This is a genomic window from Paraburkholderia strydomiana (genome assembly GCF_031456815.1).
GTDB classification, from domain to species: Bacteria; Pseudomonadota; Gammaproteobacteria; order Burkholderiales; family Burkholderiaceae; genus Paraburkholderia; species Paraburkholderia caledonica.
In genome coordinates, this window is record NZ_JAVDVL010000013.1 from 54,145 (window position 1) to 72,761 (window position 18,617).

Below are 18,617 nucleotides of genomic sequence, written 5' to 3' on the forward strand. Positions count from 1 at the left end.
ACCGACCTGGCTCGTCTGTCTGATGGCGGGCGTCGTACTGCTGACGATATACGGCGTGTCGCCTCGCGGCGGCTTGCGCCAGCGCGTGGCGTCGGTCGGGGCGCCCAGCGAGCTGAGCGTCGCGTATCTGGAAGCATGGTCGAAGGTGCGGCCGGATAATGAGGAGTTTCTCTCGTTGCTCGGCGCGCAGTATTCGTATCTGGGCCGCACCGCCGACACCGAGCGGATCGCCGCACGCATGGATGCGCTCGGCACCGACGACATGCATCGCACCGCGACGATGCTGCGTCTTTCGGTGGCGGAGCAGCGCACGTTTGCGATTCCCGAAGACGATCCGCGCCGCGCCCGCGAACTGAGCGATCTGCGCGTGCATTTGCAGGAAGCGGCAAAGCTGCAGTGGGCGCCGAAGGACCTCGAATGGCTCGCACAACGCGCGGCTGCCGTCGGCCTGCCCGATCTCGCGGTGCAACTTTATGCGCGGCTCTCGGCTAACGATCCCGATGGCCGCAACAAGTGGGACACGCAGATCACGCGCTACGCGCTGCAAGTGGGCGACTATCGCGCGGCCGCGGATGCCTGGTTCCGTCAGCAGGCTGCGGCTCGCACGCGCGACGAACAGCGCCGTTGTTTCGTGGCGGGCCTGCGCGCGTTGCAGTCGGGCAATCTGCTCGATGACGCGCTTGCCGCGGCGGACGCACATGGCAGCGCGCTCGCCGACGATCCCGCGACGCTCGTCGTGCTGCTGAATCTGGCGCGTGCCGCGAACCGGCCGCAAGCGGTCGATCGCTACGCGAAGATGCTGGCGCGCTATACGTCGAACGAATTGCGTGAGATGCCGCCGCAAGGGCTGCCTTCGCCCCGCGCGCAATACGCGTATATGGACGGACCTGTCGCGCGGCCCGGCGGCTTCGTGCTCGCGAGTCTGCGCGAGGCGATGCACGGCGAGGCGCAACCTCCGCGCACGGTTCACGTCGTTCGCATTGCGACTGCAGCGACCCCGGCAAGCCGAGCAACACCGGCAAGCGCAGCCACCGCTGCATCCCAGACTAACCCGGACCCCGGCATCGCAAACACCGTGTTCCAGGCGTTCGTCGAATCCGGCGACCTGCCCAACGCGCAGAAAATCGCCGCGCAACAGGTGCAGCGCGACCCGCGCTCCGCAGTGTGGGTCAAGCGACTCGCTGAAGTGGCGGAATGGAATCGCGAACCTTCGCTCGCGCTGAAGTCGTGGCTCGAATATGCGCAGGTGTCGAACGATCCCGTTGGCTGGCAAAACGTGCTGCGTATCGCACCAATGCTCAACGACGACGAAGCATATCTCGTTGCGCTGGTTCACCAGGCGCGCGCGAAGCCCGGCGACATGAAACTCGTCGACAGCGTCACCGCCACCTATGAACGTCTTGGCCGGCCCGACGACGGTCTGGCGTTCCTGCGTTCGCTGCCGCGCGGCGCGAATGGCGATGCGATCGATCAACGCATAGGCGCGCTTGCCGAGCGGGCAGGGCACGACGAAGAGGCGCTCGCTACCTACCGCGCGGTGCAGGCCCGTCATCCGAACGACGCAACGGCCGCGCTGCGCACGGCGAGTGTGCTGTACCGCAAGGGCGACTATCGCGCCTCGCTCGCCGCGTTGTCCGCCGCGCGAGCAGGCGCAAAAGACGGCGACGAAGTTTTCTGGCGCAACTACGCCGAACTCGCGCGACTGCAGCAACGCGACGGCGACGCCAACGAGGCGTATCGCCACCTGCTCGCGAACGGCATGGCGACGCGGGAAGATCTCGGCGAAATGACGGATTTCTACGATCCGTATCCGATCGACGCAGGCCGCATTGCCGAGTTGCGCTTTCATCGCGAACACACGGCGCGTGCGTTGCGCGACGCGATCTACTACTACCTCGACGCGCAGGCCTTGGACCGGATCGCGACGCTGCTCGCGAATCTCACGCCGGACGAGCGGAGGACCGCCGACGCATCGCCCGCATTGCTCGGCGTACGCGCCGAATACTATCGCCTGATGGGTGAGCCGCAAAACGCACTTGCCGATCTGAAGCGGGCAGTGGACCTGCCCGGCGCAGGCTCCGACGTGAGCGCCGCGTATCTGTGGACCCTCGTCGACTACGGCAGCGACGCGGATCTGCGCGCCGCGCTCAAGCGCTGGCGCGCCAATGCCGCTCAAAGCTCGGCGTTGTGGGGCCCGTTCGCCGCCGCTGAAATGCGGCTGAACCGGCCCGTCGCCGCGCTCGACTATCTGCGCCGGCAGGCAGGCATGATGTCGCGCGATCCGCTTTGGCTCCTCACCTATGCCGACGCACAGGAACAGTCGGGGCACGCGGGGCTGGCCTGGACCATCCGCAAGAAGGTGTGGCTGCAACTGCAGGACGAACAGGCGAAGCTCGCGAAACTCCACGGCGCGCAGCGCGCGTCGATGCGTGGCCGCGCCGCGCAGGACGCCGAGACGGCTGCCGATCTGCGCGGCCGCCGTGTGACGTTATCGACGGAGTTTGCAACGGGTGACGTCTCCGCCGCATTGCTCGACGACCTCATGTCCACGCACGCAACGCCGGCCGACATCGCGCAACTGCGCCGCACCTTGATCGGCAACGCGAAGGGTTTGCCCGGCGGTGCGCCGATGCAAGGCGCCGATCTGCCGCAAAACGCGCAGGTGCGCGGCGCGGTTGCGAAGGACGTCGCGGTTGCATGGGCGCTGTCGCACGAAAGCAATCCGCTTGCGAAGCGCTGGCTCGCGCAGCAGTATGCCGAACGCCTGTCGCGTCCCGCCGACGCGCGGCTCACCATCGCGCTCGCCGAGAACAACGTCGGCGAGATGGAGCGTCTGCTCGATCTGGAGCGCTCGCGCTTGCCGGTCTACGACCGCATCGACGCGACCATCGCCGTCGATCATCCTGATCGCGCGCAACAGCTTGCGTTCGACGCCCTTGGCGGCGCGCCGGAAGACACCGAACTGCACACACGGGTCACGGAGACGACGCTCGACTGGCCGCAATCGATCGACGCGAATGTCACCAACTACGTCGAGCATCCGCTCGATTACGTCGAGGCAACGCTCGCCGGCAGCCGCAAGATCGCCGAGCGTTATCTCGTTGGCGTGACTGCGGTCCAGCATTTTCAGCATTCGACCGACATCACCCAACTTGTCAACGTGCCCTCGGTGGATCGTTGGCTCAACATCTACGGCGAGCGGCGCACGCGCGACACGTCGTTCACGATCACGGGCGGCAGGCGCGTTGCGTCCGCCTCGTTCTACACGCTCGATCTGGCGGGAGAGGTGGGCCGCAACTCGGCCCTGACACTCGGACTCCGCGCCGGCCGTAATCAGGTCGCGGACGAAACCCAGACGCTGCTGGTCGGCGGCATGAAAGACAACCTGATCGGCGATTTCACGTATCGCATGACGCAGCACATCACGCTCACGGGCAGCGTGGAGGCGGACCGTTTCTACAGCCAGGCGCGCACCTATATGGGCAGCGGCGTGCTGTCGACGGGCGAGGTGAGTTACCGGATTCGCACGCAGTACCCGGATTACACGCTGCGCGCGCTGATCACGCACGGCGGCTATGGGGCGAGCGGGCAGGCCGACGGCCTGATCTCGCGTCTGTTGCCGGTCGCGCTGCAACCGGCCACGCCGCGCGACTTCATGCCCGACACCTATACGCAATACGGCTTCTTCTTCGGCGCGGGCAACGATCTGCTCGAGCAGTACACGCACCGCTGGCGGCCTTTCTTCGACGTCGGCCTGCTGCACGATTCGATACAGGGCTGGGGGCCGCAAATGAGCGTGGGTATCGCGGGCACCGTGTTCGGCGGCGATCATGCCGCGGTGTTCCTGCAACACCAGCGCGTGTCGAAGATCGGCACGCCCGTCACGGTGCTGGGCGCGCGCTACAGCTGGTACTACTGATTACCGATTCTGTCCGACTGACACCGTGGGCGTATCGCGCCTGCGACGAATAACGACGTTACTGAGGAGTGGTTCGATGAACAACATGAAAAGATGGTCCGGCCTCATCAAATGGTCCGTGGCGGTGACGGCGACGGCACTCGTGCTCGGCGCGTGCGGTTCCATCCGCCAAACGGGCTCGCCGGCGCTCGGCGCCAAGGACTCGGTTGCGGTCGTGTCGATGGCGAACTTCACCGAAACGCCGGCGGCGGGCAGCAGCGCGGCTGCGATCGCGGCCAACACGCTGCGCGCGAACGGCCTGACGGATGTGCGGATCGCTCCCGCCGATGCATCGGCGAACGCGATGTTCGACACCGCGCAGCGCGATCTCGGCGAGAAGAAACTCGCCTGGGCGCGTGAACAGCATGTGAAATACGTGCTGACCGGCGCGGTGGAAGAGTGGCGCTACAAGGTGGGCGTGGACGGCGAGCCGGTAGCGGGCGTCACCTTCGAACTGATCGACGTCGCATCGGGTCAGGTGGTCTGGAGCGCCACGGGTTCGAAGAGCGGCTGGACGCGCTCCAGTCTTGCAAGCGTTGCTTCGTCGTTGATCGGCAGTCTGTTGTCGCCGCTGCGCTCGCGCGGTTGATCCACGCGCCGCGCAGGCACGCTGTCATTCGTATCTCGAGATGTCATGAGGAGTCGGCTGTGAATACCGTCACCGCGCAATCCGCCGCTAGTGCGGCGAAGCCGCGCCATTCGAATCCGCTCGGCAACCTGAGCGCGTTGCGGCGCATCGTTGCGCCCGCGGTGGCTCGGCCGTTTTCAATTGTCGAGACGATCGTGTTCGTTGCGGCGGCCGGCGCGTTGAGCTGGGCGCTCGACCGCAACGACCCGTTCCTGCTGCATACTGGTTTTCCGTGGCTATGGTTCGCGCCGCTGATCGTCGCGCTGCGCTACGGCACGCTGCTCGGCCTGCTCGCCTGCGCGATGCTGATCGGCGCGTGGCAGGTGCTGATGCGCGGCAGTCCCGACGCATGGCCGACGCTGTTCTTCACCGGCGGTCTGTTGCAGACCATCGTTGCCGGTCACTTCGGCGATACGTGGGGCAACCGGGCGCAACGGGCGAACGCGTTGAACGACTACCTGAACGACCGGCTCGTCGCGATTACGAACAGCCATTACCTGATGCGCCTGTCGCACGAGCGGCTCGAAAAAGATCTGTTGTCGAAGCCGACCACGTTGCGCGATTCGATTACCGAACTGCGCCGCCTGTCGGTCGCACATGGGCTCGATAGTGCGAAGGACGTGCCGTCGTACGATCTGCCGGGCGCGCACGCGCTGCTCGAATTCGTCGCGCAGGCATGTCAGATCGAAGTGGCCGCGCTGTACCCCGTGCACGGCGGCAAGCTCGGGCGTGAAACGCTCGCCCGGATCGGCGATGCGTTCGAGCTCGACCCGCGCGACGAACTCGTCGCCCGGGCGCTCGAAACCCAGGCCGTCGCGCATCTGAAGAGCGGCGAGCATCCTGTCACGAACACGGGCCTGCTCGTGTGTGCGCCAATGATCTCGGCGGACGGGCGGCTCATCGCCGTGCTGGCGATCAAGCGCATGCCGTTCCTGTCGCTGAACTTCGACAACCTGCAATTGCTGCTGGTGCTGCTCGGCTATTACGCCGACGGCGTCGAACACTCGCAGCAGGTACGCACGATTCTCGATGCATTGCCCGACTGCCCATACGAATTTGCGCTCGACGTGAGCCGCCTCACGCGCCTCGAACGCGCGGCGGGCATTACGTCGTCGCTCGTCGCGCTGGTGTTCCCGCACGACGACGAGGGCGACTCGTTCTTCGAACACGTGATGCGTCGCCGCCGTGCTCTCGATCTGATGTGGCCGGTCAAGGCCGCGGGGCAGTCGGTGCTGATCAATCTGATGCCGGCGACCGATGCGACCGGCGTGGACGGTTATCTCGCGCGGATCGAAGCCAGCCTGCGCGCGCAGTTCAATCTCGATCTCGAAGGCGCGCGCATCGGCGTGCATACGCTGCATCTCGGCGGCGAGCCGGGTCCGGCGTTGAAGCGTCTTCTCGTGCGCAGTGGCGTCGATGTCTGAAACCGTTCGCCCTCACTCCACAGGCCGCGCGTCGCGCGTACTTCGCGCTTTCGCCGCTTTCGCCGGCATCGTGCTCGTCGTGCTGGTGCAATGTGCGTTGGTCTGGCGCGTCGCGAACGGGCAGGTGGCGTTCGACCCGCTGCTGCCCGTCGTCGCGATCAATCTGATCGGCGGTGTATTGCAGGCGCTCCTGTTTCGCGCGCTGTTACCGCAGCACTATCGCGAGCCGCGCGGCTGGAGCTTGCTGTTGCTGTGGCTCGGATGCGCATTCGTGCCGCTGTTCGGCGGCCTCGTCGTACTCGTGAGTTGTGCGTGGGCCGCCTGCTGCCCGCGTTCACACAGCGGCGAGGAACTGGACGACGTGCCGGCGCCCGAATTCGTTACGCACCTGATGTCGCGCGTATCGCATGGCGGCGGCGCGCGCTTGCAGGCGCGCATCGTCAATACGCAGGTGAACGCGTCGGACCGCCTGTCGGCGCTCGTCGCGATCCAAAGCATGCCGACGCGCACCACGGGCACGCTGCTGCGCGAACTGCTTGCGGACCCGGTTGAAGACGTGCGCCTGATTGCTTACGGCACGCTGGACCAGGCGGAAAACGAAGTGACGCAGCGCATTTTCCAGACCGGGCAAAGCCTCGAGATGGCGAGCACCGACGATCAGCGTCACGCGATCAATCGTCAGCTTGCGGAGTTGTACTTCGAACTGATCTATCAGAACCTAGTGCAAGGCGCGGTCTACCGGCACACGCTCGAACAGGCCGATCGCCACGCACGCGCGGCGCTCGAGATCGACGACGGCGACGCCGCGCTGTGGATGATTCGCGGCCGCCTCGCTCTCGCGAACGGCGCCGCGGACGAAGCGGCCGACTACATGGCGCGTGCCCAGGCGCTGGGCTTCCCACGCGAACGCCTGGTGCCGTGGCTTGCCGAAGTCGAATTCCTGCGCGGGAATCTTGTGCGCGTATCCGAACTGTTGGCGTCGCTCGGCAATGCCGCGACGCTGCCGATGCTCAAACCTGTTGCGCGTTACTGGTCAACATGAAACCCTCACTGATGCGCCGCGCCACGGACGCCGATGTCTGCCTGCTGCTCGAAGGCACGTTCCCCTATGTGCGCGGCGGCGTATCGAGCTGGGTCAACGGCATGATCCGCTCGTATCCGGAGCTGCGCTTTTCGATCGTGTTCGTCGGCAGCCGCGAAGAAGACTACGAAGGCGCGGCGTATGCGCTGCCGGATAACGTCGTCCATTTCGAAGCCCACTATCTGTACGAAGCGGCCCATGCCGATAAAGACGCGTCGCGTGAAATTCCCGGCGACGCGCAGGCATTCGCGCGCTCGGCCGCGTTGCACGACGCATGGCGCAACCGCGGCAATTCCGTCGCGGCGTCGGACCCCGGCGCGCTGATGGCCGACATGGTGCAAATGATCGGCGACAATGGGCCGCTGAACGAGGAGCAGTTCCTGTCGAGCCGCGCCGCGTGGGACTTCATCGTCGACCAGTACGATCGGTATTGCACGGACCCGTCGTTTACCGACTACTTCTGGACCGTGCGCATCATGCACAGACCGCTGTGGCAGCTCGCGCGCGTCGCGGAGCAAGTGCCGCCGGCGAAGGTGTATCACACGGTGTCGACGGGCTATGCGGGTTTTCTCGGCGCGCTGCTGCATTACCGGAGCGGTCGGCCGCTGCTCGTGTCGGAACACGGCATCTATACGAAAGAGCGCAAGATCGATCTGCTGCAAAGCCAGTGGATACGCGACAACCGCGGCGCATTCGAGCGCGACATCTCGAAGATCAGTTACTTCCGCGAACTGTGGGTGCGCTTTTTCGAAGCGCTCGGCAAGCTCGCCTACGACGCCGCCGACGACATCGTCGCGCTGTACGAGACCAATCGGCAACGGCAGATCGCGGACGGCGCACTCGCTTCGCGCACGCGCAACATTCCGAACGGCGTGGATGTCGACGCACTGGCGCCGCTCGTCGAACAACGCGTCGCACGGCCGCGCAACGTAGTCGCGCTGATTGGCCGCGTGGTGCCGATCAAGGACATCAAGACCTTTATTCGCGCGCTCTTTATCGCGTCGCGAACCATGCCGGATATTGAAGGCTGGATCGTCGGACCGGAGGAAGAAGATGCGGCCTACGCGCTCGAGTGCCGCGCGCTGGTGCAAAGTCTTGGGCTCGCGAAGAACGTGAAATTCCTCGGCTTCCAGCGCATCGACGAAATCTTGCCGCAAGTGGACGTCATCGCGCTGACGTCGATCAGCGAGGCGTTGCCGCTCGTCGTGCTGGAAGGCTTCGCAGCGGGCGTGCCTTCCATTACGACGGACGTCGGCTCGTGCCGTCAACTGATCGACGGTTACGGTGACGAAGACCGCGCGCTGGGCTCGGCGGGCAGCGTCGTGCCTATCGCGAATCCGGCAGCGTTCGCGCAGGCCGTGCTCGATCTGCTCGGCGACGAACCGCGTTGGCTCGCGGCGCAGCAGGCGGGCCTTGCGCGGGTGCGGCGTTTTTACACGAAGAAGCAGATGATCGATCAATACCGCGTGCTGTACGAACGCCTGACGGCCGCGCCCACACGTGACGGTCGCGAGAGCGGCAACGCGGCCGCTGCGCGCGGCGGCTGCCCGATGCATCACGGCAACGCGCAAACCCAACCGCGAGAGGTGCGCTGATGGCCGGCATCGGTTTCGAGCTCCGCAAGATACTCAAGCACCAGACGCTCTTCGGCGTCGCGCGCGCCTATGCGTACGCGGGGCTGATCAGTTCCGGGCCGCTCATTCTGTCGATCTTCGGGATTCTGATTATTGGTGTGCTGAGCCTCGCGTTCGTGATTCCGAAGTACGCGATCGTGCAGTTCCAGGTGTCGGTGACGTACCTCGTCGCGTGCAGCCTGATTCTGACCGGGCCGCTGCAACTGTCGTTCACGCGCTTTATCTCCGACCGTCTGTTCGAAAAGCGCGACGACCTGGTACTGTCGAACTATAACGGCGTCGTGCTGATTTCAACGGCAGCCTCGGGCGTGCTCGGCGTGATCGCGGTCGCATTCGGCTTTCGCGGCGAGCCGCTGATCTACCGGCTGCTGATGGTGGCGGGATTCGTGGTCGTCAGCAATATCTGGATCGCGGTGATTTTCCTGTCGAGCGTCAAGCAGTATCGGCAGATTCTCTACGTGTTCGCGCTTGGCTACGGCTGCACCGTGGCGTTCGCGCTGATGCTCAACCGTCATGGACTGCCGGGGCTGCTCGGCGGCTTCGTGGCGGGTCATGTCGTGCTGCTCGCCGGGCTGTCCGGGCTGATCTATCGCAACTACCGCAGCGAGCGCTTCATCTCGTTCGAGGTGCTGCAAAAACGCTTTGCGTATCCGAGTCTTGCGCTCGTCGGACTGCTGTTCAACCTTGGCGTGTGGATCGACAAATTCATGTTCTGGTACGCGCCGGACACCGGCGCGCGCGTGATCGGACCGCTGCATGCGTCGGTGATCTACGATATTCCCGTGTTCATTGCATACGTGTGCGTGATGCCCGGCATGGCAACCTTTCTCGTGCGGATCGAAGCGGATTTCGTCGAGTACTACGACCGCTTCTACGACGCAGTGCGCAGCGGCGCCACGCTGCGCCACATCAACGACATGCGCGACATGATGGTCGGCAGCGTGCGGGCAGGGCTGTACGAGATCGTGAAGGTCCAGACGGTCGTGCTCCTGTTGATCCTCGCGTTCGGGCACCTCGTGCTGGAAGCATTGGGAATTTCAACGCTGTATTTGCCGCTGCTCATCGTGGATGTGATCTCGGCCAGTCTGCAAGTATTGCTGCTCGGCTTGCTCAACGTGTTCTTTTATCTCGACGCACGCCGTGCCGTGCTTAAACTCACGGCGGCGTTCGTCGTGCTGAACGCACTGTTCACGGGCATCACGCTCTGGCTCGGGCCTGACTTGTACGGCTACGGTTTCGCGCTCGCGCTGCTGCTCGTCGTGATGGCGGCCGTGACGCTGCTCGACCGCAAATTCGCGTCGCTCGAGTACGAGACTTATATGTTGCGCAACTAGGCGGGGATTCGCGGATGAGTATCGAAAAACGTCAGCGCCGCGACATGTGTGCGTTTTATCGGCGCGTAGTATGCGCGGCGCGTCTGGTGCTGGTGGGCCTGCTGTCTTCGATCGCACACGAACGCGCGTGGGCCGACGCAGGAGCGGGGCCCTCGATTGCGCTCTTTTATGGCACGCAGCCGCCGGTCAGCCAGTTGCGCAACTTCGACGTCGCGGTGGTCGAACCCGACAGCGGCTTCGAGCCACTGAAGCACAAGAATCCGGACACCGCGTGGTTCGCTTACGTGAGCGTGGGGGAGGTGGAGCCACAGCGTCCGTATTACGCTGCCATTCCGAAGGCCTGGCAACTGGGCGACAACACGGTGTGGGGCGCGAAGGTGATCGATCAGGACGCGGCGGACTGGCCTGCGTTCTACGTGGAGCATGTGATCGCTCCGCTGTGGAAGAAAGGCTATCGCGGCTTTTTCCTCGACACTCTGGATTCTTACCAGATCGTCGCAAAAACGGACGCGGCGAGGGCGCGGCAGGAGCGTGGTCTCGTTGCCGTGGTCCGCGCGATCAAGGCGCGCTATCCGCGTGCACGGCTGATTTTCAATCGCGGGTTCGAAATATTGCCGCAGGTTCACTCGCTCGTATATGCGGTCGCATTCGAATCGCTGTACCGAGGCTGGGACCAGGCGGGGAAGCGCTACACCGAGATCACGCAGGCCGACCGCGACTGGCTGCTCGCGCAGGCGAAAACGATTCGCGAGCAATACCGGCTGCCGGTCCTCGCAATCGACTATTGCGCGCCGGCCGACAGCGTCTGCGCCGCCGACACCGTCAACAGGATCAGCGCTGCGGGCCTTGTTCCATATGTCACGGACGGCGGCCTGCAGACGGTCGGCGTCGGGCCGGCTCGCGCAATGAGACAGTGAGGCAGTGAGGCAGTGAGACAGTGAGGCAGTGAGGCAGTGATCGGGCGAACGTAGTCCGTTTCAACGCAACTGCGTGACGGCCAGCAACAACACCATGCTGCCGATCGCGCCATCCAGCACACGCCATGCGCTTGCCCGGCGAAACAGCGGCGCAAGCGCTCGTGCGCCGTAGCCCAGCGCTATGAACCAGACGCAACTCACCGCCATCGCACCAACGGCGAACGCGACGCGTGCGCCGTCCGGTTCGCGTGCCCCAGCAGTACCCACCAGTAGAAAAGTGTCGAGATAAACGTGCGGGTTGAGCCACGTGAAGGCGAGCGTCATAAGCACGATCGGCATCGCGCGTTGCGCGGGCTGTGCGCCTCGGTTCGCGTCGGCGTCCATCACCGCATGCCCGGGCCGCACTGCGCGGCGCAATGCATTGATGCCGAACCACGCGAGATAGGCGAGGCCCACGTACAGCATGACATGCACGAACACCGGATAACGCTCGATCAGCACCGACGCGCCGCCGACACCCGCGCTAATCAGAATGCAGTCCGACACCGCGCATAGCGCGACGATCTTGCCCACATGCGAGCGCATGATGCCTTGCCGCAGTACGAAGGCGTTCTGCGCGCCGATGGTCACGATCAGCGACGCACATAACGCAGCGCCGTGAGAAAAAGACAGCCAGTTCATAGCGGATCCAGTAGACGGGAGAAGCGAACATGGCTAGTCTGCGGTTCTGTGCTTCATAAGAGAAGCTAATTTAGCTAACGCTGATTAAGGAACGCTAATGCTCGACTATGCGTTGCTCGACGCGCTCGCAGCCGTCGTGCGTCATGGTTCTTTCGACCGCGCAGCGAGTGAACTCAACGTCACGCCCTCGGCGGTATCGCAGCGGGTGAAGCTGCTTGAGGAGCGTGTGGGCAGTGTGCTCGTCAAGCGCGGTCAGCCGTGCGTCGCGACAACTTCTGGTGCGTTGCTGTGCCGTCATACCGAACGCGTGCAACTGCTGGAAGCGGAATTGACCGGTCGCGTGCCCGCGCTGCCGGGCGGTCTGGTCGAAGCATGGCCGACGCTGCGCGTGGCGGTGAACGACGACAGCGTCGGCACCTGGTTCATCGACGCAGTTGCGCCGTTTTGCGCCGAGCGTCAAATGCTGCTCGACCTCGTGATCGACGATCAGGATCACACCGCGCAGCGGATTCGCGACGGCAGCGTGCAGGGCGCGGTGACCACTCAGGCGGAGCCGGTGCAAGGGTGCCGCTCGACGCGTCTTGGGCGCATGCGCTATCTCGCGGTCTGCTCGCCGGCGTTTCTCGCGCGTCATTTCGCGGACGGCGTCACGCGCGACAGTTTGCGGCGCACGCCGTGCGTGGACTTCAATCCGAAAGACCAGTTGCAAAAACGCTTCATGCGCCGCATCACGCGAGCGGAGGTCGATCCGCCGTTGCACTGGATTCCGCATGTCGCCGGCTTTCTGCGCGCGTGCGTGACGGGTCTCGGCTGGGGCATGTGTCCCGAGCGCATAATCGCGTCGCATCTGGCGAGCGGTGAACTCGTGGACATGGCGCCAGGCAAGCATATCGACGTCGATCTCTACTGGCAGAGCTGGCGCCTGTCGATTGGCTGGCTGGACGACTTCAGCGCGGTGTTGCGCATGCGCGCGGCGGAGTTTCTGGATTGAGCGGCGTCGCCGCAACGGCCCGGCATGCGTCGCGCGGCGCACGGGCCGACTGAATCGGGAGTGCGGTTCTGCCTGCGGTGCAACAGCGCCGCAGGCAAAACCATCGCGACTTACCTGACCGCCGACCCGCCGCCGTCCGCCACCGGCGCGCTGTCTTCTGCCGCTGCCGCGTCGCGCGTCTCCGGCATCGCCGCCCACACCAGCAAGACAGCCAGCGCACCCGCGGCGGCGAGTCCGAAAAACGCGACCGCATTGCCGAAATGATCGGCGATGAATCCGGCCGCGGTCGTACTCAACGTCGCGCCGATACCCGCAGCGAGCCCGAACAGGCCGATGCAGAGGTTGTAGCGGCCCTTGCCGCCGGCCACATCGGCGGCGATCAGCGGCAGCATCACACCGAACACGGCCGCGCTCAAACCGTCGAGCATCTGCACGGGCACGAGGAGGTATGGGCTGCTGATTCCGGCGAACAGCAGCGCGCGGATCGGCAACGCCGAAAAGCCCAGCAGCAGGATAGGCCGGCGTCCCCAACGCTCGGCGGATCGGCCGACCCACGGGGACATCATTGCGACGATCGCCTGCGGCACGATGATGCACGCGGCGATCACGAGTTGCACGTTGTCGCCCATGCCGGCGGTCACTTCGCCGGCGGCGAGATTGAGCATCGCGGCATTGGACAGATGGAACAACACAATGCATGCAGCGAACAGCAGCATGCGCCGGTCGCGCAGCAACTCGCGCAGGCTTTCGCGGCGCTCGGTTTCTTGCGGCGTCGGCGCGGCTTTCGGCAACTGGATCGTGTCGGTGCGCTGGATCATCGCCAGCGCGAACAGCGCGGGCACGGCGAGCCCCGCAGTCAGCCAGAACACCGCGCGCGGCGAATAGTATTCGCCGAATACGCCCATGAGGCCGGCCGCAACCGCGCTGCCGATCGACGCCCAGCGCGCATTGCGCCCGAGCCGGTCGCCGAGATTCGCACGTCCGACGAGCGCAAACGAAATCGCGGCCAGTGCCGGCGTCAGCATGCAGCTGGCGAAGCCGTGAAAGACCTCGGCGGCGATCACCGGCAGCACAGTCGGACTGGTTGCCAGCAACACCGCGCTCAGGATGATCGCGAAGATCGCCCAGGCGGCCGCGCCTTTCTTGTTGCGCAACGCGTCGACGGCGGCGCCGCCCGGCACCTGACTCACCATTGCGCTGATCGTGCCGACCGACAACGCCATGCCGATCTCGCCCTGCGTCCACTTGTGCGACGCGAGATAGGACGCGATGAACGGTCCAAAACCCGTCTGCACATTGGCGACGAAGAAGTTCAGCCAATCGAGCGCGCGCAGACTTCGCGCAGTAACCAGAGTGCGGCCTGTCATCGGACCGCCCGTGCGTTGGAAGCGGCCGTGGCGGTCGGCCCGGACGCGGGCGCGGCAGCGGCAGCGGGCGCCGGCTGGGCAGGCGGCGCGGGCGGCGCGGGTGATACCGCGCGGATCGGCTTGTCGTTCGCGTAGGGCGGCGTCGCGTTGATCTGCGCATCGCTCAAATCGATTTGCGGATGCAGTTCCTTGTCTTTCGCGACGAATCGCAGCGCCGACCAGTTCGCCGCGATCGTGCGCCGCTCAGTGCTGACCATGCCGTTGACATCCAGCACGACTGCCTGCGGCTGCGCATTGGCGTCGATCAGCACGTCGATCACGCGGCCTACTTTCGCGCCGTTCGAGCGCTCGACCGTCGCGTCGATCACCGGCAACTGCATCGCGGCATTCGCTTTCGCCGGATTCACCGGAGTCGCCGACGGATTCAGCGTGATCGGCGCGGCTTTCGCGGTCGGCGTAAAGCGGAATGCGTTCCACGCGAAATTGACCTTCCGATCGCCGACCCCGAGGAAACCTTGCAGATTGACCACGACTTCGCGCGGCTTGCCGCTCGCGTCCGCAATCATGTCGATTGCTCGCCCGACCACTTTGCCGTCCGGTTTCTGCACCTCGCTGTCGAGCAGCGTATGCGCGTCGTTGCGCTCGATCGTGCGCAGCACGATCAGCGGCGGGGGCGGCGGCGGTGGAGGCGGCGCAGCGACGACGGGCGGCGGCGGCTCGACTTTGTGCGGCTTGACGACCGGCTTCTTCGGCTTCTTCGGCTGCTCGGGTTCGGCGGCTTCGGTCTCGACCGGCTCCGGCGCGGAAGCGGCCACGGGCGCGCTTGCGGCTTCGACCGGCATGACCGTGGCTTCGACGATCGGCGCCTGCTGCGTTCCCCACAGCAGGCTGCTGCAGCCGGACAGTGCAAGAAGCGCCAGCAGCGCGAACGCCGCGAGGATCGTATGACGCCAGGCAGGAAGCGAAAAGCCGCCACTCATCAGGAAGAACTCCATGGACCGGGTGCGGCTGTAGAGCGCCGCGATTAAACAGTACGGCCCAGAGTTTAACCCGCGACGTCGAGCGGTCCGCTTTTGAGGGCCATGTGAGGGGTATGCCGCAAGCACGCTTCATGCCGCGCCGCATACGACCGTCACGCGCAGCGGGCATCTCGCAGCGTCCATCAAGCTCTCAAAACGCTTTCATATGTGGACGAGATAGCGTGACGAGCCGTAGGTGTTAACGCGCGGATCGCACATGCGCTTTGCCGTCGCTTGGACGATATAACTGTCGCGACATGCCCGGCATGCCATTCATGCGATGGGCGATATATTTGGGTTGGCCTACATTTCGAGACAGAAACGGGACACGAAGCGCCCGAAGCACATTAAACCAACGCAAAGAGACGAACCTGATGACGGCCACTTCGACGGCCGTTTCAGCATGCTGATAAAGGAGGCACTCATCATGATGGAACCCCACGCCCAGCCGCTTTCCGAAGCCGGCGCCGAGTCATTCGACACCAAGGGCTTTCTCGACCGCTACTTCGAAATCTCCTCGCGCGGCAGTTCGCAGCGCCAGGAAATCGTCGCGGGCATCACGACCTTCCTCGCGATGGTCTATTCCGTGTTCGTCGTGCCGGGCATGTTCGGTAAAGCGGGCTTCGACACGAGCGCGGTGTTCGTGGCCGTGTGTCTCACGACCGCGTTCGGCTCGTTGCTGATGGGTGTGTGGGCGCGCCTGCCGATCGCGATCGGTTGCGCGATTTCGCTGACCGCGTTCACGGCGTTCGGCCTCGTGCTCGGCAAGGGCTTGCATCCGACAGTCGCGCTCGGCGCGGTATTTCTGATGGGTGTCGTGTTCACCGCGATCTCGGTGACGGGCGTGCGTTCGTGGATTCTGCGCAATCTGCCCACGGGCATCGCGCACGGCACGGGCATCGGCATCGGGCTGTTCCTGTTGCTGATCGCCGCCAACGACGTGGGGCTCGTCGTGAAGAATCCGGGCGCCGGTTTGCCGGTCTCGCTCGGCAATATCACCGCACTGCCTGCGCTGATGTCGGTCGCGGGGCTCGCCGCAATCTTCGGGCTCGTGCGCCGCCGCGTGCCCGGCTCGATCCTGATCGTGATCATTGGCATTTCGGCCATTGCGCTGCTCGTCGATCCGGCCGTGTCGTTTCATGGCGTATTCGCCGTGCCGTCGTTGAGTGCGCCGGGGCACGAGTCGCTGATCGGTGCGATGGACATCAAGGGCGCGCTGTCGATGGCAGTATTGCCCAGCGTGCTCGCTCTCGTGATGACCGCCGTGTTCGACGCCACCGGGACGATTCGCGCGGTCGCGGGCCAGGCGGGCCAGCTCGATGAAAACGGCCGCATCATCAACGGTGGCCGCGCGCTCACGGCCGACTCGGTTAGCTCGATTTTCTCCGGCCTGCTCGGCGGCGCGCCAGCCGCGGCATACATTGAATCGACGGTCGGCGTGGCGGCCGGCGCGAAGACCGGCATGGCGGCAGCAGTGGTCGGCCTGCTGTTTCTCGGTGTGATGTTCTTCTCGCCGCTCGCGAGCCTCGTGCCGTCGTACGCAACAGCGCCCGCGCTGATGTATGTCGGGCTGCTGATGCTGTCCAACGTCAGCAAGCTGCATATGGACGACATGGTCGACGCGATGTCCGGTCTCATGTGCGCGGTATTTATCGTGCTGACCGCGAATATCGTGACCGGCATCATGCTCGGTTTCGCAACGCTCGTGATCGGCCGCGTGGTGAGCGGCGAATACCGCAAGCTGAACGTGGGCACGGTGGCGATTGCGATCGTGCTGGTCGGGTTCTATCTCGGCGGATGGGCGATCTGATTCGCTCGGGACGTCGCGGCGCACCCGCGGCACGCTGAATTATTTGCTGTAACGCGAGCACGGCGGAGTATCCCGGCGTGCCGCGGTCTGGACCGTAGTCGGTTGTTCTCCCTGACGCGGCACGTCGCAATGTTCTATCTGCGACGTGCTGCGTTTCTTTTTGCTCTGTGCGGGCGCCGGTTTTCTGCGTGCTCCGGAGAAACTGCGTGCCTGTTCTTGACATTCGCGAGTTAGTTTCTAAACTTAACCGCATGGTTAAGTTTAATGAAGCGTTGCTCGACCGCACCTTTGCGGCGTTGTCGGACCCCACGCGGCGTGCGCTGCTCGCGCGTTTGTCCGAAACCGAGCTGTCGGTAAGTGAGCTTGCCGAGCCGTTCGCCATGTCCTTGCCGGCGGTGATGAAGCACCTCGACGTTCTCGCGGGGGCCGGCCTCATCACACGTAGCAAGAACGGCCGCACGGTTGCGTGCCGGCTTTGCGCCGGACCGATGGAAGAAGCCATGGCGTGGCTCGGCCGCTACGAGCGCTTCTGGGCGAAATCGCTCGATCGTCTGGCCGCTTTCGTCGAAGAAGACGAAGCGCCGCGCGCGTCAAAGCCAGCCCGCCGTATCGCTGCACTGTCTACACCCGGGCCGCGCAGATCTTCGCCGTCACGAGGGAAACGGCGCGGCTCGTGAGGCGCAGACCGGTCTGCCGTGCGCGAGTCGTCGATGAGTTGCACATGCCGCGTATTTACATGCCGTGTACGTCATTGTGAAGGAGCCGCAGATGGAACCGATGCAAACACCAAAGCAATCGCAGCAAGACCCGCAGCACCGGGTCGGCTCGCGGCAGGAATGGCTGGAGGCGAGCAGGGCGCTGCTGGTAGAAGAAAAAGCGCACATGCGCGCCGGTGACGAACTCGCCCGCAAGCGCCGCGAACTACCGTGGGTGAAGGTGGATAAAACGTATGTGTTCGATACGCCGCAGGGACGCAAGACACTTGCCGATCTCTTCGACGGGCGCAGTCAGTTGATCGTTTATCACTTCATGCTTGGCCCGGATTGGGAGGAGGGTTGTGTTGGCTGTTCGTTCCTGTCGGATCACATGACCGGGATCGTCACGCATCTGGAACATCATGATGTTTCGTACGTGACCATCTCGCATGCGCCGCTCGCCAGGATCGAAGCGTTTAGAAAACGCATGGGCTGGACGTTCCCGTGGGTGTCGTCCGACGGAAGCGATTTCAATTTCGACTATCACGTGTCGTTCACGCCCGAACAACTGGCGAGCAAGAAAGCCTTCTATAACTTCGTCGAGCAGGACGTCGGCATCGACGAGCTACACGGCCATAGCGTCTTCTATAAAGACGCGAACGGCGACGTTTATCACACGTATTCCTGCTATGGCCGCGGCGACGAGCGGTTCATCAACACATACGCGCATCTGGACGTCACGCCGAAAGGGCGCAATGAAAAGAGCAGTCTTATCGATTGGGTCAAGCACCACGACCGCTATGAAGAGAAAGAGGCGCACGGCGGCGGTCGTGCCGCTTGTGGCTAGTGAATTGCGAGAGGAGGAATGGAGCGCCGCGTGCCTACAGCGCCATGTCGAACCCCGGCTTGAGAAACAGTTCGATCGCCATTACGGCGAGACCCATTAAAGCTGCTGACAGCGTCAACGTGCCGTATTCGTCGTAGCGTGCATCGTAAAGGCACGCCACGACGAACAGGATCGCCAGCAGGTTGGTCAGCCAGTCGAAATTCAACGCCAAGGTCATCGATCAAATCCGGG

Annotated in this window: 15 protein-coding genes; 11 read left to right on the forward strand and 4 right to left on the reverse strand. The window is 64.4% G+C overall.

Annotated features, from left to right (window positions below; translation table 11 throughout):
• The first annotated feature begins 22 nt into the window (after positions 1–22).
• The 7 genes from J2W46_RS27715 (at position 23) to J2W46_RS27745 (ending at position 10,976) form a co-directional block, all read left to right on the forward strand.
• Positions 23–3,919, forward strand: coding sequence for a tetratricopeptide repeat protein (locus J2W46_RS27715; RefSeq protein ID WP_310358181.1), 3,897 nt, complete (start codon positions 23–25; stop codon positions 3,917–3,919).
• 76 nt (positions 3,920–3,995) lie between these two features.
• Positions 3,996–4,547, forward strand: a complete 552-nt coding sequence (locus tag J2W46_RS27720) for a hypothetical protein (protein ID WP_020069901.1) — start codon at positions 3,996–3,998, stop codon at positions 4,545–4,547.
• Positions 4,548–4,606: 59 nt separating this feature from the next.
• Positions 4,607–6,010: a PelD GGDEF domain-containing protein gene (locus J2W46_RS27725; RefSeq protein ID WP_310358005.1), complete on the forward strand. Its 1,404-nt coding sequence runs from the start codon at positions 4,607–4,609 to the stop codon at positions 6,008–6,010.
• Positions 6,003–7,052, forward strand: coding sequence for a tetratricopeptide repeat protein (locus J2W46_RS27730; RefSeq protein ID WP_310358007.1), 1,050 nt, complete (start codon positions 6,003–6,005; stop codon positions 7,050–7,052). The genes J2W46_RS27725 and J2W46_RS27730 overlap by 8 nt, the downstream gene beginning before the upstream one ends.
• Entirely contained in the window at positions 7,049–8,686 is a 1,638-nt protein-coding gene (gene pelF / locus J2W46_RS27735; protein WP_310358010.1) for a GT4 family glycosyltransferase PelF, read from the forward strand. The genes J2W46_RS27730 and pelF overlap by 4 nt, the downstream gene beginning before the upstream one ends.
• The gene (pelG, locus tag J2W46_RS27740) at positions 8,686–10,059 is read left to right on the forward strand and encodes an exopolysaccharide Pel transporter PelG (protein ID WP_087753155.1); all 1,374 of its coding nucleotides are present in this window, start codon (positions 8,686–8,688) and stop codon (positions 10,057–10,059) included. Before pelF ends, pelG begins: the two co-directional genes overlap by 1 nt.
• Before the next feature lie 14 nt (positions 10,060–10,073).
• The gene (locus tag J2W46_RS27745) at positions 10,074–10,976 is read left to right on the forward strand and encodes an endo alpha-1,4 polygalactosaminidase (protein ID WP_310358015.1); all 903 of its coding nucleotides are present in this window, start codon (positions 10,074–10,076) and stop codon (positions 10,974–10,976) included.
• 60 nt (positions 10,977–11,036) lie between these two features.
• Here J2W46_RS27745 and J2W46_RS27750 read toward each other — a convergent pair whose 3' ends face one another.
• Positions 11,037–11,657 (reverse strand): LysE/ArgO family amino acid transporter, encoded by a 621-nt coding sequence (locus tag J2W46_RS27750; RefSeq protein WP_088175111.1) that lies wholly within the window; start codon positions 11,655–11,657, stop codon positions 11,037–11,039.
• Between the two features lie 97 nt (positions 11,658–11,754).
• Between J2W46_RS27750 and J2W46_RS27755 the strand changes: the two genes are divergently transcribed.
• Positions 11,755–12,648, forward strand: coding sequence for a LysR family transcriptional regulator ArgP (locus tag J2W46_RS27755; RefSeq protein WP_310358020.1), 894 nt, complete (start codon positions 11,755–11,757; stop codon positions 12,646–12,648).
• Between the two features lie 110 nt (positions 12,649–12,758).
• On the opposite strand, the gene J2W46_RS27760 is transcribed toward J2W46_RS27755, so the two are convergent.
• Both J2W46_RS27760 and J2W46_RS27765 read right to left on the reverse strand, forming a co-directional pair.
• Positions 12,759–14,015, reverse strand: a complete 1,257-nt coding sequence (locus J2W46_RS27760) for an MFS transporter (protein ID WP_020069893.1) — start codon at positions 14,013–14,015, stop codon at positions 12,759–12,761.
• Positions 14,012–14,995 carry a PRC-barrel domain-containing protein gene (locus tag J2W46_RS27765; RefSeq protein WP_087753151.1) on the reverse strand — a complete coding sequence of 328 codons (984 nt, stop codon included), beginning with the start codon at positions 14,993–14,995 and terminating at the stop codon, positions 14,012–14,014. The genes J2W46_RS27760 and J2W46_RS27765 overlap by 4 nt, the downstream gene beginning before the upstream one ends.
• A 466-nt stretch (positions 14,996–15,461) precedes the next feature.
• Between J2W46_RS27765 and J2W46_RS27770 the strand changes: the two genes are divergently transcribed.
• The 3 genes from J2W46_RS27770 (at position 15,462) to J2W46_RS27780 (ending at position 18,386) form a co-directional block, all read left to right on the forward strand.
• Positions 15,462–16,844, forward strand: coding sequence for an NCS2 family permease (locus J2W46_RS27770; RefSeq protein ID WP_027804926.1), 1,383 nt, complete (start codon positions 15,462–15,464; stop codon positions 16,842–16,844).
• A 251-nt stretch (positions 16,845–17,095) separates the two neighbouring features.
• A complete protein-coding gene (locus J2W46_RS27775) occupies positions 17,096–17,521 on the forward strand; it encodes an ArsR/SmtB family transcription factor (protein ID WP_310358023.1) in 426 nt (141 codons plus the stop codon).
• Positions 17,522–17,612: 91 nt separating this feature from the next.
• Positions 17,613–18,386 (forward strand): DUF899 domain-containing protein, encoded by a 774-nt coding sequence (locus J2W46_RS27780; protein ID WP_310358026.1) that lies wholly within the window; start codon positions 17,613–17,615, stop codon positions 18,384–18,386.
• A 34-nt stretch (positions 18,387–18,420) separates the two neighbouring features.
• Here the strand turns inward: J2W46_RS27780 and J2W46_RS27785 are convergent, their stop codons facing one another.
• Positions 18,421–18,603 (reverse strand): hypothetical protein, encoded by a 183-nt coding sequence (locus tag J2W46_RS27785; RefSeq protein WP_027777354.1) that lies wholly within the window; start codon positions 18,601–18,603, stop codon positions 18,421–18,423.
• Positions 18,604–18,617: the final 14 nt, after the last annotated feature.

Excerpts from the sequence above, each read along its gene's own strand:
- J2W46_RS27715 (WP_310358181.1), top strand. The coding sequence starts at position 23 with ATGGCGGGCGTCGTACTGCTGACGATATACGGCGTGTCGCCTCGCGGC.
- J2W46_RS27720 (WP_020069901.1), top strand. The coding sequence starts at position 3,996 with ATGAACAACATGAAAAGATGGTCCGGCCTCATCAAATGGTCCGTGGCG.
- J2W46_RS27730 (WP_310358007.1), top strand. The coding sequence starts at position 6,003 with ATGTCTGAAACCGTTCGCCCTCACTCCACAGGCCGCGCGTCGCGCGTA.
- pelF (WP_310358010.1), top strand. The coding sequence starts at position 7,049 with ATGAAACCCTCACTGATGCGCCGCGCCACGGACGCCGATGTCTGCCTG.
- pelG (WP_087753155.1), top strand. The coding sequence starts at position 8,686 with ATGGCCGGCATCGGTTTCGAGCTCCGCAAGATACTCAAGCACCAGACG.
- J2W46_RS27745 (WP_310358015.1), top strand. The coding sequence starts at position 10,074 with ATGAGTATCGAAAAACGTCAGCGCCGCGACATGTGTGCGTTTTATCGG.
- J2W46_RS27750 (WP_088175111.1), bottom strand. The coding sequence starts at position 11,657 with ATGAACTGGCTGTCTTTTTCTCACGGCGCTGCGTTATGTGCGTCGCTG.
- J2W46_RS27755 (WP_310358020.1), top strand. The coding sequence starts at position 11,755 with ATGCTCGACTATGCGTTGCTCGACGCGCTCGCAGCCGTCGTGCGTCAT.
- J2W46_RS27760 (WP_020069893.1), bottom strand. The coding sequence starts at position 14,015 with ATGACAGGCCGCACTCTGGTTACTGCGCGAAGTCTGCGCGCGCTCGAT.
- J2W46_RS27765 (WP_087753151.1), bottom strand. The coding sequence starts at position 14,995 with ATGAGTGGCGGCTTTTCGCTTCCTGCCTGGCGTCATACGATCCTCGCG.
- J2W46_RS27770 (WP_027804926.1), top strand. The coding sequence starts at position 15,462 with ATGATGGAACCCCACGCCCAGCCGCTTTCCGAAGCCGGCGCCGAGTCA.
- J2W46_RS27775 (WP_310358023.1), top strand. The coding sequence starts at position 17,096 with ATGGTTAAGTTTAATGAAGCGTTGCTCGACCGCACCTTTGCGGCGTTG.
- J2W46_RS27780 (WP_310358026.1), top strand. The coding sequence starts at position 17,613 with ATGGAACCGATGCAAACACCAAAGCAATCGCAGCAAGACCCGCAGCAC.
- J2W46_RS27785 (WP_027777354.1), bottom strand. The coding sequence starts at position 18,603 with ATGACCTTGGCGTTGAATTTCGACTGGCTGACCAACCTGCTGGCGATC.